General features: G+C 31.2%; 16 protein-coding genes. 8 read left to right on the plus strand and 8 right to left on the minus strand.

Going from position 1 to position 15,156, the window contains the following annotated elements; translation table 11 throughout:
• The first annotated feature begins 57 nt into the window (after positions 1 to 57).
• Together B4A23_RS07805 and B4A23_RS07810 are read left to right on the plus strand one after the other, a co-directional pair.
• Positions 58 to 936 (plus strand): helix-turn-helix domain-containing protein, encoded by an 879-nt coding sequence (locus tag B4A23_RS07805; protein WP_115001429.1) that lies wholly within the window; start codon positions 58 to 60, stop codon positions 934 to 936.
• 81 nt (positions 937 to 1,017) lie between these two features.
• On the plus strand, positions 1,018 to 2,070 hold the full coding sequence (locus B4A23_RS07810; protein WP_291118680.1) for an endonuclease: 1,053 nt from the start codon (positions 1,018 to 1,020) through the stop codon (positions 2,068 to 2,070).
• 52 nt (positions 2,071 to 2,122) lie between these two features.
• Here B4A23_RS07810 and B4A23_RS07815 read toward each other — a convergent pair whose 3' ends face one another.
• From B4A23_RS07815 to ruvB, 7 genes are all read right to left on the minus strand, one after another.
• On the minus strand, positions 2,123 to 2,638 hold the full coding sequence (locus B4A23_RS07815) for a hypothetical protein (RefSeq protein ID WP_286484768.1): 516 nt from the start codon (positions 2,636 to 2,638) through the stop codon (positions 2,123 to 2,125).
• 29 nt (positions 2,639 to 2,667) lie between these two features.
• Positions 2,668 to 3,162: a hypothetical protein gene (locus B4A23_RS07820; protein ID WP_291118682.1), complete on the minus strand. Its 495-nt coding sequence runs from the start codon at positions 3,160 to 3,162 to the stop codon at positions 2,668 to 2,670.
• Positions 3,152 to 3,682: a hypothetical protein gene (locus B4A23_RS07825; protein WP_291118685.1), complete on the minus strand. Its 531-nt coding sequence runs from the start codon at positions 3,680 to 3,682 to the stop codon at positions 3,152 to 3,154. The genes B4A23_RS07820 and B4A23_RS07825 overlap by 11 nt, the downstream gene beginning before the upstream one ends.
• Positions 3,675 to 4,355, minus strand: a complete 681-nt coding sequence (locus tag B4A23_RS07830; RefSeq protein ID WP_291118687.1) for an SH3 domain-containing protein — start codon at positions 4,353 to 4,355, stop codon at positions 3,675 to 3,677. Before B4A23_RS07830 ends, B4A23_RS07825 begins: the two co-directional genes overlap by 8 nt.
• A gap of 71 nt (positions 4,356 to 4,426) precedes the next feature.
• Positions 4,427 to 6,280: a protein O-mannosyl-transferase family gene (locus B4A23_RS07835; protein ID WP_291118690.1), complete on the minus strand. Its 1,854-nt coding sequence runs from the start codon at positions 6,278 to 6,280 to the stop codon at positions 4,427 to 4,429.
• 41 nt (positions 6,281 to 6,321) lie between these two features.
• Positions 6,322 to 7,263 (minus strand): tRNA epoxyqueuosine(34) reductase QueG, encoded by a 942-nt coding sequence (gene queG, locus B4A23_RS07840; protein ID WP_291118693.1) that lies wholly within the window; start codon positions 7,261 to 7,263, stop codon positions 6,322 to 6,324.
• Between the two features lie 3 nt (positions 7,264 to 7,266).
• Positions 7,267 to 8,304: a Holliday junction branch migration DNA helicase RuvB gene (gene ruvB, locus B4A23_RS07845; RefSeq protein WP_038332085.1), complete on the minus strand. Its 1,038-nt coding sequence runs from the start codon at positions 8,302 to 8,304 to the stop codon at positions 7,267 to 7,269.
• Positions 8,305 to 8,412: 108 nt separating this feature from the next.
• On the opposite strand from ruvB, the gene hemH reads away from it, so the two are divergent.
• From hemH to hutI, 6 genes are all read left to right on the plus strand, one after another.
• Positions 8,413 to 9,396, plus strand: coding sequence for a ferrochelatase (gene hemH, locus B4A23_RS07850; RefSeq protein ID WP_291118696.1), 984 nt, complete (start codon positions 8,413 to 8,415; stop codon positions 9,394 to 9,396).
• A gap of 80 nt (positions 9,397 to 9,476) precedes the next feature.
• Entirely contained in the window at positions 9,477 to 10,577 is a 1,101-nt protein-coding gene (locus B4A23_RS07855; protein WP_286500293.1) for a DUF3078 domain-containing protein, read from the plus strand.
• A 26-nt stretch (positions 10,578 to 10,603) separates the two neighbouring features.
• Complete coding sequence (locus tag B4A23_RS07860; RefSeq protein WP_286484775.1) at positions 10,604 to 11,653, plus strand: DUF3078 domain-containing protein; 1,050 nt, start codon at positions 10,604 to 10,606, stop codon at positions 11,651 to 11,653.
• Positions 11,654 to 11,723: 70 nt separating this feature from the next.
• Positions 11,724 to 11,933: a hypothetical protein gene (locus tag B4A23_RS07865; protein WP_286478764.1), complete on the plus strand. Its 210-nt coding sequence runs from the start codon at positions 11,724 to 11,726 to the stop codon at positions 11,931 to 11,933.
• 5 nt (positions 11,934 to 11,938) lie between these two features.
• Positions 11,939 to 12,475, plus strand: coding sequence for a GNAT family N-acetyltransferase (locus B4A23_RS07870; protein WP_291118700.1), 537 nt, complete (start codon positions 11,939 to 11,941; stop codon positions 12,473 to 12,475).
• Between the two features lie 134 nt (positions 12,476 to 12,609).
• The gene (gene hutI, locus B4A23_RS07875; RefSeq protein ID WP_291118703.1) at positions 12,610 to 13,839 is read left to right on the plus strand and encodes an imidazolonepropionase; all 1,230 of its coding nucleotides are present in this window, start codon (positions 12,610 to 12,612) and stop codon (positions 13,837 to 13,839) included.
• Here the strand turns inward: hutI and B4A23_RS07880 are convergent.
• The gene (locus tag B4A23_RS07880) at positions 13,829 to 15,139 is read right to left on the minus strand and encodes a DUF4026 domain-containing protein (RefSeq protein WP_286484778.1); all 1,311 of its coding nucleotides are present in this window, start codon (positions 15,137 to 15,139) and stop codon (positions 13,829 to 13,831) included. The genes hutI and B4A23_RS07880 overlap by 11 nt on opposite strands.
• Positions 15,140 to 15,156: the final 17 nt, after the last annotated feature.

A 15,156-nucleotide genomic window follows, 5' to 3' on the forward strand; every position in this document is an offset into this window, starting at 1 on the left:
TAAAGAGCGAAGTTGACAATTATCACGTTTTTTATATGACAAACCTCATCATTCGAAATGGATTTAAAAAATACCCATAAAAGTAAAATTAACGAGTATAAATTATCAACAGACGTATTTATCGCTCAAATAGACAACTTTACAGCTTCTACAGACACGATTCTGAAAGGAATTGACAAGCGTTATATACAATTCTATTTTTGTACAAAAGGTTCGCTGACATTTAATTTTAATAATGGTATTTATAAAATCAATTTGAACGAAGGAAAAAGTTTTTTGTTTTATTATCCGACATTAGACATTCCATTATCGCTAAATATAAATGCAGAAAGTAAGGTTTATATTGTGGTTTTGTCTATTCAGAAATTACATCAATTGTTTGCAGAATATCAAATTCAGAATAATTTGATTTCGAGCATGACGCAAGAAAAATTTTATATTGAACGCGAAATTGGTCCAGCAATAAAATTAGTTTTGAATCAAATTGAACAAATGAAACTTTCTCCACAATTTCAAAATTTATTTTTGATTGGAAAAATGTACGAATTGTTCACGCTTTATTTTTCTGAAATCGAAAGTCAAACTGAACATTGTCCTTTCCTTAATGACGAAAATGAAGGAAAACGAATCAAAGAAATCAAAGATTATTTATTAGCTGATTTTAAAAATCCTCCAACCATCAAACAACTTTGCGAAAAATTTTCGATCTCGGAATATCATCTGAAAGAAGGTTTCAAAGAACTTTATGGAACCACTGTTTATGGTTATTTGTTGGATAAAAAACTGGAATATGCATTGCATAAATTAGAAGAAAATCAACAAATGGTAAAAGATATTTCGTTTGAAATTGGTTACGAAAACCCATCTCATTTTATATCAGCATTTAAAAAAAAATACGGCTTGACACCTAAACAATACATTAAACAATTTCAGTAAAAACTTTAATAATTGTTAATCTTAATATCATTTATTAACTACTTATAAATACTTACTTTTGTTAAATATTTATAAATAGTTATGCAAAAATTTTTACTTCTTTTATTTCCTTTTGCCGCTTTTGCGCAACAACCCGACTATTATGAAGGGATTGATTTTAAACAAAATGGAAAAACGATAAAGGAAGAATTACACGATTTAATCAATGCTACGCATCATGCAGTTAGCTATACGCCTGGAGTTTGGAATATTTTAGATAAATCTGACTTAGATTTAGATTCGAAAGGTCGCGTTTTATTGATTTATGGTTTCACAGATAATTCTACTGTTTATGCTGAACAACGCACGCGCGATGTAAACAACAAAAACAATACTGGCGGAAATGCAAATGGAAAATGGGAACGCGAACATGTTTTTCCAAAATCATTAGCAAATCCTGTTTTGACGACTAATAGTCCTGGAACAGGTACAGATGCACATAATTTACGCGCAGTTGACAGACAAATTAATTCGACTAGAAGTAACAATGCTTATCGTGAAAAATGGACACAAGATGTGACAGGACAAGCTAAATTGATCAATGGAGGTTTTTATCCTGGTGATGAATGGACGGGAGATGTGGCGCGAATTATTATGTATATGTATGTACATTATGGGTTGGAAACCGATCCACAATTGGTTGCGTACAACAACACAACAACAACCAATAATGATGGAATGCCAGATATGTTTTTGAAATGGAATGTGCAGGATAAAGTATCTGAATTTGAGAAAGTCCGAAACGAAATTATTGCCGAAACACAAGGAAGTCGAAATCCATTTATTGATAATCCGTATTTAGCAACATTAATTTGGGGCGGAGATAAAGCCGAAAATACTTGGGCTGAATTATCTGCGAACGATTACAATTATCAGCAAACACTCGTAGAAATTTTTCCTAATCCAACAACAGATAAGGTAAAAATTAATGCGAAGAATTTTGATTACGTGAATCTGTATGATTTTAATGGTCGTTTACTTGGAATTGAATTGGGTTCGGAAGTTAATTTGAAAAATTATCCAGCTGGAATGTATATTTTATCTATTCACCTAAAAGATGGAAACATCATCACAAAAAAAGTGATTAAGAAATAATTTTAAACAAAAAATTCCAACTCTAAGAGTTGGAATTTTTTGTTTATTCATTTTAACAACCTTCGTTATACATCACATCAAAAGAAGCTACTTTATCATTTACCAATTTGAATTGTAATATTGAACCTGTATCTTGATCTTCTACATTAAAATAACGAAAAGCCTTTGTTCTTTTATCCGTTTTATCATCATAACCATCATAAATCGAAATATTTAAGTTTTTGTATTTCGATAATAGTTCATCTAATGAAGAACCAACTTTAATTCCAGACAATGTTTTAAGGCTCGAATCTGTCGATTTTACGCTATAAACAGTTAAATTATTAGAGCCATTTCCTTCTCCGTTCGATGTTAAGCCAACTTTATAGGTTACGCCTTTCGAAACAATTGTCAAATCATCTTCTGGATAACCATATTCGTTTAATTTCAACTTGAATTTTTGTCCAGTTAGTTTCTCTAATTCAGACAATTTCATTCCAAGCTTTACGTCATTAATACGAGTTGTAGAAACTTGCGCTTGCAAAGCTATTCCAGCTACAAAAGCAGCTATAAAAAATATTTTTTTCATTTTTATGTATTTAGGTTTTAATCATTATTTTAAAGTGTACATTCTTCTGGATTATAAGAACTCAATCCTATTGTTGCTACAATTTCATTTTTCAAAGAAAAAGTCAATATTACACCATTTTCTTTATCATCAATTCTAAATTCTCTGTAATTATTATTCGATTTATCCAAAAACACATTGTATTTCGACGAATAAGCTTTCCATAAATCGTCCAACGTACTGCCAATACCAATTCCAGATAAGGTTTTGATGTTTTTACTTGTTGTCGAAATAGAACTTAAATAGGTGTCATTTTCTGTTTTACTCAAATAACCACTTCTTATTTCGATCGTGTAATCAATTCCTTTTAACGTGATATTCGTTTCTCCTTCATCAACAATTGCAGCAGGTTTTTTACCTAACAATTTTAATACTTCGGACGGACGCATTCCAATTTTCAACTCATTCATTCGTGTTGTAGAAATCTGACCAAATCCTACTATTGATAGTAAGAAAAATCCTACTAAAGCTATTTTAGTTTTCATAAATATTGTTATTTAAAAAACCCGATTCATTTGACAAAACCATTTTTACGACTTTATTATTTTTCAAATAAAAATCTAATGTACATCCATTATCAAGATCATTTATTGCAAAAGCTCTGACCGATTTTGTCTCACCATCTTCAAAAATATCTTGCACAGAAATATCATATTTTTTGTACGCTTTCCATAAATCATCCAACGAACTTCCAATTTTTATTCCTGATAAAGTCGAAAGTTGAGCGCTAACAGACGAAACTGTATATATTTCAAATTGTTTTGTTTTCAAATTTTTATAGTACGAAATATGATATTTAATTCCATTCAACTCAATGTCCTGTTCAGGCATTTCAGGATTATTTACATCATAAAGAGCTAATTTATTTGGCGTTAAAGCTGCTACTTGTTTTTGCGTCATTTCGTACGAAATATCTCCAAATTTGGAAGTCGTTACTTTTTGAGCAAATATTATCGAAGTAAATAGCAAAAAGCATCCTAAAATTGAAAAAAATCGACTAAGCATAAGCATTAATTTGAGCAATATGTTTTACAATTTTCCCATTATCCAACACCCAAAGCGTATCATAAACTCCAGCTCCATCGCTATATGTCCCAAACAAATAATATTGATTTAACTCTTTATTGTAAGTAAGTTTTGTAGCGGATAAATTTGCGTTATATAAATTGGTAAAATATTCTTTTGGAATGATAATCTCTTTTCCTTTGAATGATATTTTAAACGATTTGAATTCTGTTTGAGGAATCATTCCATCCGAACCAAGAAAATCTTTTTCATCAATCGCATAAACAAAATCACCTTCCTTGAAAATTTTATGCTTTTTTGAATTAAATGTTTGCGTTTCGAGCTGAATAATATAATCTGCAACCGAAAATTCTATTTTAGAATCATTGACTGAAGTTGGTGAAATTGTTTCAAAATCTTCTAATTTTTTGATTCGATCATGGTAAACATAACCTGCTTTTTCAAGTTGATATTCGACCAAATACCATTTCGAGTTTTCTTCATCAGAATCAATTGGATAAATTGAATTTGAATTGACTTTAGCAACAATTTTAGATGAAGTACTTTTTTCATCTCTCACATTTACAAAACCATCTTTATCTTGGACAATCCCAAATTGAGCTTGCGCAAAATAGCTTAAAAAAGTAGTAAGAATGAATAAACTTTTTTTCATTTTTTGATTCGATTTTCTTGAAGTAAAGCTAACAAAATCTAAACCAAAAATTTTCACGAATTATAGTGATTTTACTTTAAAGTCATCTTATACATAAATGGATAAATTAAATTAGAAATATTAGTATCAGAATAATTAGCGTGTATTCCTTTTTCATCAATAACTACAATATTCAGTCCTTTTTGATTCATAGAATAATCCTTGTTATCTATAATGATATTTGAGTAATTTCCTAATAAATATCCTGCAGATGTTAATTCATTAAGATATTTATTATTTGGTAAAACTATATCAGTAATTTTGACAACACCGAAATTATCATATTCTTCTTCGATAACCTTGTTATTACTAATAACTGCTACATAAGAACCTCTAATCAGTAGTTTTTCAATTTTATTTAAACCAATCTTTTTTAAACTTAATTTATCAATATCATTCAATCCATTTACAGCTTCGTCTTTTGCTGAAATAATGATTGTTTTACTTTTATTTGAATTGATAAAATCAACAATATTTTCTTCTTTCTGAAGATCAACATAGCTTAAATTATATTTATCTTGAGGAATTTCTTGCGCATATTTTACAGGAATGTAAAACTCTTTTGGTAATTGATTTGGATCAAGAGCTTGAAGAATATTTAAATTTTTCGGATTATCTACAAATTTCACATAATTTATAGCCATTGCTCCATAATAATCATAAAATGGTGCATGTGGTAAAAATAATGTAGATTTTTCGGGAATTGAATTCGTATAAATTTCTAATTCATTCATTGGATTCAAACTTACCTCATCTAATTTTTTATTTGTTTGATTAATAAAAATAAATCCTAATAAAGTGTGCAAAATAACAATTACTATTTTTGTTTTCTTTGAAATTATTGAATTCAAATAGATTAAAAAAAATAGTGAAATATAAATGAATATAGGTATATAATAAACAACAATATCACCTATATCGTAACGAGAAGTAAAAATAATATGGCAAAGTAAAGCTATTAGTAAAAAAAAATTAATTTGATGATTACTTTTTGTATTATCTCTTTTAGAAAAGAAGCAGATAATTAATATTATTAAAATAGACCAACCAATATTCTTCCATATTTGGGTTAACATAATCGATAACGACTCGGAAAATATATAGTAGAATCCAGGATTATTATTTAATTGATCTCGGAATTGTCCTCCTGTTATATAATCTAGAAAATGATTAAATGTAGGATTATAACCTACATACTCTAAACCAATAGATTCTTGATGTGCTAAATACCATAAATAATAATATTGACTTATTCCGATTAGAATTGATAAAAACGTTATAATAATAAATTTTGGTTGAAAAAATACTTTCTTATCTACCGCATATATCAAATAAACAAATGCTGGTAGAAAAGTTATCATCATAAGATGATTTCCAAAGCTAATTGCATAAATAAAAATAGATAAGTATAAATAAGTATTTTTACGGGTGTAATAATAATTTATTAAACAGAAAATTGTTGAAACTAGATAAAAAGAATTCAATGTATAAACCTCTGGTTCGGTTGATTGACTCCAAAAAACATAACAACTACCAAGCGTAATAACTGGTAATAAACTTATAAAACTGTCTTTTGTCAATGACAATGCTGTTTTATATAAAACTGCTAACGTTGCCACTCCAAATAATATTGATAGCATTGATACTCTTTTCCATGGTTCAAAAAAAGGTAAATATTGAGCAAGCATTTTTGTAATAAATGTATACTGAGGATAACCAGTTGAATGTGGAACTCCATCTATAGCCCATAAAAATTGAAACTTAGCAGAATCTCCAAAGTTGACTCTCCCTCCGACTCCAGGATAAAGTGTAAAATAATATAGTATAGAAAAGAATACTAAAATAATAATTAATAAACTATTATCTACAATCTTTTTGCTTAACATAATTTCAATTTAAATAATACTTAAACAGAAATTATCTAATTTTATTTTACAAAATCGATATTTCTTTTCAAACCATCAAATTTTGTACGTTTGACAGGCGATTTCTTGAAAATTTCACGAAAAACATCTTCCGTAATTTCTTCCCAATCTTTTTTCGAGAATTGATTAATTTTCTCATGACCAACAAAACGAGTTTCTTTCGTTGGCAACGAAAAACGATTCCAAGGACAAACTTCTTGACAAACATCACAACCAAAAATCCAATCATCAAATTTCCCTTTCATTTCGGTTGGAATTTGATCTTTCAATTCTATTGTAAAATATGAAATACATTGACTTCCATTCACTGTTTTATTGGGTAAAATTGCCTCTGTTGGACAAGCATCAATGCAACGCGTACACTTTCCACAATGATCCGTTTCGATTGGAAAGTCATAGGCTAAATCCAAATCAATAATTAATTCGGACAAAAAGAAAAACGACCCTTTTTGTTTAGACAATGTCAACGAATTTTTTCCAACCCAACCAATTCCAGCTTTTTTTGCCCAAGCGTGTTCCAGAATTGGAGCTGAATCAGTAAATGCTCTTCCGCTCACCTCTCCTATTTCTTCTTGAATAAAATCTAATAATTCGCGCACTTTCTCCTTCACGACAAAGTGATAATCTTCGCCTTGCGCATACATCGCAACCTTATAAGAATCTGGATTTCGATCTAAATTTTGGTAATAGTTATACGCCAACGAAATCACAGATTTTGCTCCTTCTACCAAAATTCGAGGATCTAATCGCATATCGAAATGATTTTCCATATACTGCATTTCGCCATGAAAATCATTCTTCAACCAAGCTTCTAAACGAGGTGCTTCTTCTTCTAAAAAATCAGCTTTGGCTATACCGCAAGAAATAAATCCCAACGCTTCAGCTTTTTCTTTGATGCGATGGGACCATTTTATTTTGATATGTTCTTCTGTTTGAAGGAGCATTTGTTACAAATCAAATAAATCGGTTTGAGGAGAATTTTCTCCACGGTATTTTACGCCAATATGTTTGAAAGCTTTTTCTGTTGCTACACGTCCACGAGCAGTACGCATTAAATAACCTTCTTGAATCAAATATGGTTCGTAAACTTCTTCCAATGTTCCGCCATTTTCTCCTACTGCTGTTGCTAAAGTTGTAATTCCGACTGGTCCACCTTTAAATTTTTCTATGATAGTTGATAAAATTCTGTTATCCATTTCATCTAAACCATTATCATCAACTTTCAAGGCTTTTAGAGAAAATTCAGCAATTGATAAATCAATTTTTCCATTTCCTTTTATTTGAGCAAAATCTCGTGTTCTTCTCAATAATGCATTTGCAATACGGGGAGTTCCACGACTACGACCTGCAATTTCTATCGCTGCTCTTTCGTCAATTGGTGTATCTAAAATACGAGAAGATCGCTCAACAATCGTACTTAATAATTCGACATTATAATATTCGAAACGGAAATTAATTCCAAAACGAGCACGAAGTGGCGCAGTTAATAAACCAGAACGTGTTGTTGCGCCAATTAATGTAAAAGGATTCAGACCAATTTGAACCGAACGCGCATTTGGTCCAGATTCGATCATAATATCAATTTTAAAATCTTCCATTGCCGAATACAAATATTCCTCAATAACAGGAGACATACGATGGATTTCATCAATAAAAAGCACATCATTTTCTTCCAAATTCGTCAACAAACCAGCTAAATCACTTGGTTTATCGAGAACTGGTCCAGAGGTAATTTTGATTCCAACGCCTAATTCATTCGCAATAATATTCGCCAATGTAGTTTTTCCTAAACCTGGAGGTCCATGCAACAAAACGTGATCTAATGCTTCGCCACGAAGTTTAGAAGCTTTTACGAAAACTTCTAGATTCTCGAGAATATGAGCTTGTCCAGCAAAATCATCAAAACTTTGCGGACGAACAGTATTTTCGTGATTTAGATCGTCGTCTGGATAAAATTCTTTATCAGGATTTAATAAATCTGACATAAAATGATGATATAAATTATAATGATGATATTACGAAGGACAAATTAAATTATCCTCCGTACTTTTACACCTACAAAGAACGCAATATTTTTTTAGATAAAAAGAATTATGAGCAAAGGAATATTATTAGTGAATTTAGGTTCGCCCGATTCTACCAATGTTGAAGACGTAAGAACTTATTTACGCGAATTTTTAATGGATAAGAAAGTTTTGGATTCTCCTTGGATTATTCGTAAAACTATTGTTGAATTATTTATTTTACCAAAAAGACCAGAAAAATCTGCTGAAGCTTACCGAAAAATTTGGACAAAAGAAGGTTCTCCTTTGATTGTTTACTCTAAAATTTTGAGAGATATGGTACAAAAACAAATGGATATTCCAGTTGTTTTGGCAATGCGTTACAAAAATCCTTCGATAGAAGCTGGTTTACAAGAGCTTCATGACAAAGGAGTTCGCGACATTTTGGTTGTTCCTTTATATCCTCAATACACGATGTCTTCTACAGAAACTGTTGCGGATAAAGTGCTTGAAATTCAGAAAAAAAGTTACAAAGACACTAAGATTAATTTCTTGAAAGCTTTTTACAATCATCCAGATTATATCAAAGTTTTAGGAGATTCTATCAAAGAAAATTTACCTGAAGAATACGATAAAATATTATTCACTTATCATGGAATTCCAGAGCGTCATGATAATAAAGCACTTCGTGCTGCGAAGATTAGTAAATTACCAATTGAAACTTATCGTAATCAATGTTTTGAAACAACAAGGTTATTAACTGAATATCTGCAATTACCAGAAGATAAATACACAACATCTTTCCAATCTCGTTTGGGACGTGATCCTTGGATAAAACCATATACAGATTATGTATTGGAAGAGTTTCCTGAGCAAGGCGTGAAAAATTTAGTTGTTTGTTCACCTGCCTTTGTTGCAGATTGTTTGGAGACTTTGGAAGAAATTTCGATGGAAGGACAAGAAGAATTCTTAAAAGCTGGTGGAGAACAATTTACATACATCCCATGTTTGAATGATCGTCAAGAATGGGTGGATACATTAGTGAAATGGTTGAAAGGTTGGCAAAATAATTAAGAAAGGTTTTTAGCCTTACAAAATAAATTAGATATCTTTGTTTGGAATTTTTCAATTTTAAACAAAGATATTTTTTTAAAATGAGACTAATTTTCTCAATTATTTTTTTAGTCCTATCACTTTTTAGTTCGGCTCAATTTTTAGATACCAGTGGAAATCTAATTATTGATGGTCGAAAATATCTGAAATCTAAAGTGGATACTACAGGACGAAAATCGGGTTGGGAAATTTATGGTGCAAATACTTTAACCGTTAATCAAAATACCTTTTCCAATTGGATGGCAGGAGGTGAAAATTCGGTTTCACTGAATGCAAAAACTGATTACGAATTCAATTTCCGAAAAAAGAAACACTTTTGGGACAATCGTTTTATTTTTGAATATGGTTTTTTAGATAATAAAACCAATGGAACACGTAAAACTGCTGACAATCTAAATATCACAACTTCTTATGGATATTTGATTAAAGAAAAATGGTATCTAACCTCATCACTTAATATTCGTTCACAGTTTTCTGCGGGTTACAATTACGGAACAACTCCAAAAACAAAACTATCAAATTTATTTGCGCCTGCATATGTAACAATTGGGATCGGAGCGAATTATACACCAAATTCTAATTTTTCTGTCAGTTTTCAACCTTTAACATCAAGAACAACAATTGTTGCAGACAAAGATTTGCAAAAGAAAGGAACCTATGGTTTGCGAAATGAAGGCGACACGTTTCTTTTCGAAGTTGGTGCATATTTAGGTGGACGTTATAAGCTAAAACTTTTTGATAATGTCACTTACGATAATAATATTGGAATTTTCTCTAATTATTCGAACAAATTTTATAACCTCGATATTGTATATGCTGGATTATTAGACATGAAAATTAATAATTTTATGTCTACTCAATTAACCATTAATTTGATTTACGATGAAGATCAAGTTGCGCAAACACAGTTTAAACAAGCTCTTGGGATTGGCTTAACGTATAAAATAGACAGTACTAAGAAAAAAGATAAGAAGAAACGTCGAAAGAAGGAAATTCTCCCATATTTCGATACATCTGGCATTTCTCCAATCAAATTACCTAGAATAAAACTGGAGAAGCAAAACTATGATCAAGTTTTTGATAAAAATACAATTGACGAAAAATCAACGTATATTAAATCAGAATCCATATTTTTGGAATAAACCTTTATAAAATCAACTAAATCTATATGAAAAAAATTTTATTTGCATTAGCAATTGTAGGAAGTGCTACAAGTTTTGCTCAATCTGTTAAAGATGGTAAAGTGTCTACTGATAGCAAACGTTATTTAAAAGATCAAAAATTTGATGGACGTCAACCTGGCTGGTTCATATCAGGAAATAATTCACTTTTATTTTCTCAAAATGCGTACAGCAATTGGATTGCAGGAGGAATTAATTCTTTTGCACTTAATGGATCATTAGACTATGAATTCAATTTTACTCGTGATAAACATATTTGGGATAATAGAGTTGTAATGGCATATGGTATACAAGCTAATAAAGATGATACGCGCAAAACTAATGATATGTTAGAATTTTATTCTTCTTATGGTTACAAAATTAAAAATAATTGGTTTTTAGCATCTGCAATGATTTTTCGTACTCAATTCTCTGCTGGTTACAACTATGTTCCAGATCCGAGAGTTAAAATATCAAATATTTTAGCTCCTGGATATTTGAGTTTAGGATTGGGTGTTGATTATAAACCAAACGAAAATTTCCAAATTAATATTCATCCATTCACGCCTAGAATGACTTTTGTAATGGATAAAGACCTACAGAAAAAAGGAAACTTTGGTCTTAAAAACGATGGAGATAACACATTACTTGAATTTGGTGCTTATTTAGGTGCTCGATACAAAATCCAAATTATGGATGGAATCACATACGATAATCGTTTAGGAATTTATGCAGATTATTTAAACAAATTTGGGAATATGGATTTAGCCTATGATGGTATTCTAGATTTAAAAGTTAACAAATTTATCTCTGCGCAGGTTACAATAAACTTATTGTATGACGAAGATCAAATAAAAAAAACGCAAGCAAAACAAACACTTGGAATCGGATTTAATTACAAATTTGATAACACGCCACCAAAAGTAGAAGAAGCGCCAGCAACTGCATTTATGCAAGAAGCTCCAATTTTCGAAGAAAAAGAAGAAACTATAGAAGTGGCAACTTACATTCTGAAAAGAGAACCAATTCTTAATGAAACAAAATTAGTCTCTCAATAATATTTTCAACCTGCTTTTAATAAGCAGGTTTTTTATTTTTCTTATTTTTACAGCTCAATAGAAGAATAAAATGACAAAAAATATTTTCGGTGCACTATTACCACAAATTTTAATGATTGTTTGGGCAGCTTTCGAGCTTTACCTTGGGTTCAACAACGAACAAAATAACCGCATCATTCTTAGCGCAATCGTGATATTAATCTTCGTTATTTTTACAATTATTACATTAGTCAAAGTAATTAAATACCCAAACGACCCAACTTATTTGAAGAAAAAGTAATTTATATGAATGTAATTCTTAAAACTGAACGTTTAACTTTGAGACCAGTCACAATTGGTGATACTGAAACAATTCACCAATTACATTCTATCGAAGAAGTTGATCAATATAACACGTTAGGAATTCCAGAGAATATAGACGTTACCATTCTTCATGTAAAAGATTTAGTAAAATCTAATCAAGGAGAGCAACCGCAAGCCTATACTTTTGTTATCGAAAATGACAATCAATTTGCTGGATTAATTTCTCTAAATTTAGGTCGAGCTAAATACAGAAATGCAGAAATTTGGTTCAAATTACATCCAGATTTTTGGAACAAAGGAATTGCAACAGAAGCTTTAAGAGAAATTATTTCTTTTGGTTTTAACACTTTAAATTTACATCGAATTGAAGCTGGATACGCTGTTGATAATATTGGTTCTTATAAAGTTCTTGAAAAAGTTGGCATGATACGAGAAGCGCATACAAGACAATTACTTCCTCTAAAATCTGGTTGGGCAGATAATTATGGCTACGCTATTTTATCGACTGACTTACGATAAAAATTAAGTCATTCCAAACTCGTTTTCGAATCAAATCTCGTAAAAATAAAAACTTCGAAGTTAGGTAAACGAGTTTCAAAATTCGAACACAATCTCCCTTAAATTTCGTAAACTTGTGTTATAAAACAACAAAAATGAAATTAATCGGTCCTTTCAGACAAATTATAACACTTGCCAATCTACCTTTAAAAGGAGCACTTCACGAAAACCAAATCGAAGTTCTCGAAGATGGAGGAATTATTATTGATGATGAAACAATTGTAGAAATTGGAAATTTCGAAACACTTTCTCAACAACATCCAACCATCGAAATTGAACAAATTAAAACGGAACAAATTCTTCTTCCTGGACTTGTTGATTCGCATACGCACGTTTGTTTTGGAGGAAATCGCGCCAAAGATTTTGCTATGCGTTTGGACGGAAAAACTTATTTAGAAATTGCCGAAAGTGGTGGTGGAATTTGGTCTACTGTAACAGAAACACGTAAGAAAACAGTTGACGAACTGAAAGATATTACGCTAAAACATATTGCGCAATTAGCCAAACAAGGAATCACAACTGCTGAGGTTAAATCGGGTTATGCACTTTCTGTTGAAGGCGAAATTAAAATGTTGGAAGCGATAAATATGGCGAATCAAGAAAGTGAAATTGATTTAATTCCAACTTTTTTAGGTGCGCATATGAAACCAAAAGATTTTGAAGGTTCGAACAAAGAATATTTAGAACTTTTGGTGAAAGAAGTTTTTCCAAAATTAAAAGCTGATGATTTAACAAATCGTGTCGATATTTTTGTGGAACAATCTGCTTTTTCTGTTGAAGAAGGCGATTATTTCTTGAATGAAGCAAAAAATCAAGGATTTGAAATTACGATTCATGCCGATCAATTTACAGCTGGAGGAAGTTATTTAGCAACAAAATATAAGGCATTGAGTGCAGATCATTTAGAATTTTCTAGTGAAGAAGAAGTGAAAAATCTTGCCAATTCTAATGTTGTGGCAACTGTTTTACCTGGCGCTTCAATCGGTTTGGGAATGCAATATGCGCCTGCTCGAAAATTGTTAGATGCTGGTTGTTGCGTTTCGATTGCTTCAGATTGGAATCCTGGTTCGGCTCCGATGGGAAATCTTTTGACACAAGCTTCTGTTTTGGCTACTTTCGAGAAATTATCAATGGCAGAAGTTTTAGCAGCAATTACTTTTCGTGCAGCAAAAGCATTAAATTTAGCTGATCGTGGCACAATAGAAAAAGGTAAAAAAGCCGATTTTATCAGCTTCTCTACCTTCGATTATCGTAATATTATCTATTATCAAGGGCAATTACAACCAACGCATGTTTGGAAAAATGGCGCGTTGATTAATCAATAGTGTAAATATTATCAGGAGTGATGGTGTTTGTCGGCGTGTAAATTAACCAATCGGTAATCATTTCTTGCGGATAAAGACCTTCATCTCCTTCATTCAAACCTTCTACAGCATAAGGACGATTCAAACAAACACCAAAAATTTCGTTGTTTTCATTGATTCCGTACACATCAAACCAAATATGTTCCTTATTCATTTCATGATCAACATCAAATCCTAATTTGATTAAAAATCGATAATAATTTTCTTCATCTGCTTCTGGATTAAAATACGTGTTAAATGCTTTTTTATACGATTCAAAACGTTGATAAGCCAAGGCTGACATTCGTTCCGTTTCCTGATCGCTGATAAAGAAAATCGGATTATCTGCAATTGTCGCCGCATAAACTTCTGGCGTCAATGTATGTCCTTCTTGCACCGCTAACAAAACGCCACAAGGTTCGTAATTTTCATTTTCTGGCTGACGCTCATTATAACCTCCCGGAATTGTTGCAGGATAATCTTTTACCACATCTTCCCAACGTTTCCAACAAAATGTAATATCCAAACCATCATAACCAATATTAAATTCTTCATTTTCTGGCGAACGAAAATCTGGTTTGATAAACGCATTTACAATCATATCCAAAGCCGAATTCATCTGCTCTACTCCATCTTTGATGTTCAACATTTCCAATTCCACAGAACCACAACGATGCAAACCATGTGTATGCATCCAATACACGCGATCGCCATTTTCGTCCTCATCATAAACGCCATGTATCACATATAAATACGAAGGCGCAGGCGGAATTTCTGACTCTGCTGTTACTTTCGCCCATTTACCAGAAAGCAAACGATAAGGCATAAAATCGACAACAATAGACGGATTCTCGACAATGGCTTGCATAATTTTTAGTTGCAAATGAAAACTATCCAACGCGTCATTTCCGAAATACATCACAGATTCCAAATAAAAATCTTGTTGCGTTGCAATTTCCATTTCTTCATCCGAAATCATATTTCCAAAACCAAATTCTGAATAATCGTTACTTCTCGCATCCACAACATACAAATTCACATCAAATTCTTCCTCCAAATAAGACACTACAAGTTGATATTCTTGCTTTACCGCTTCATTTTCGTCTTTATCAATCTCGATAAGATCAAAATTAATTAATTGAAAATAATTAGTTGATTTTAGACTATTTTCGATTGATTCTCTCGAGAATACAAAATCTTTCGATGAAGGAAAAATTCCCATTGTAGAAGGCAAACTCAATCCATCTTCTGCAATTCCTTTGTACAATTCTTGATTTGTCATAGTTATTTTTAGTTTGT

This window comes from Empedobacter sp. UBA7248 (assembly GCF_002472945.1).
Taxonomy (GTDB): domain Bacteria; phylum Bacteroidota; class Bacteroidia; order Flavobacteriales; family Weeksellaceae; genus Empedobacter; species Empedobacter falsenii_C.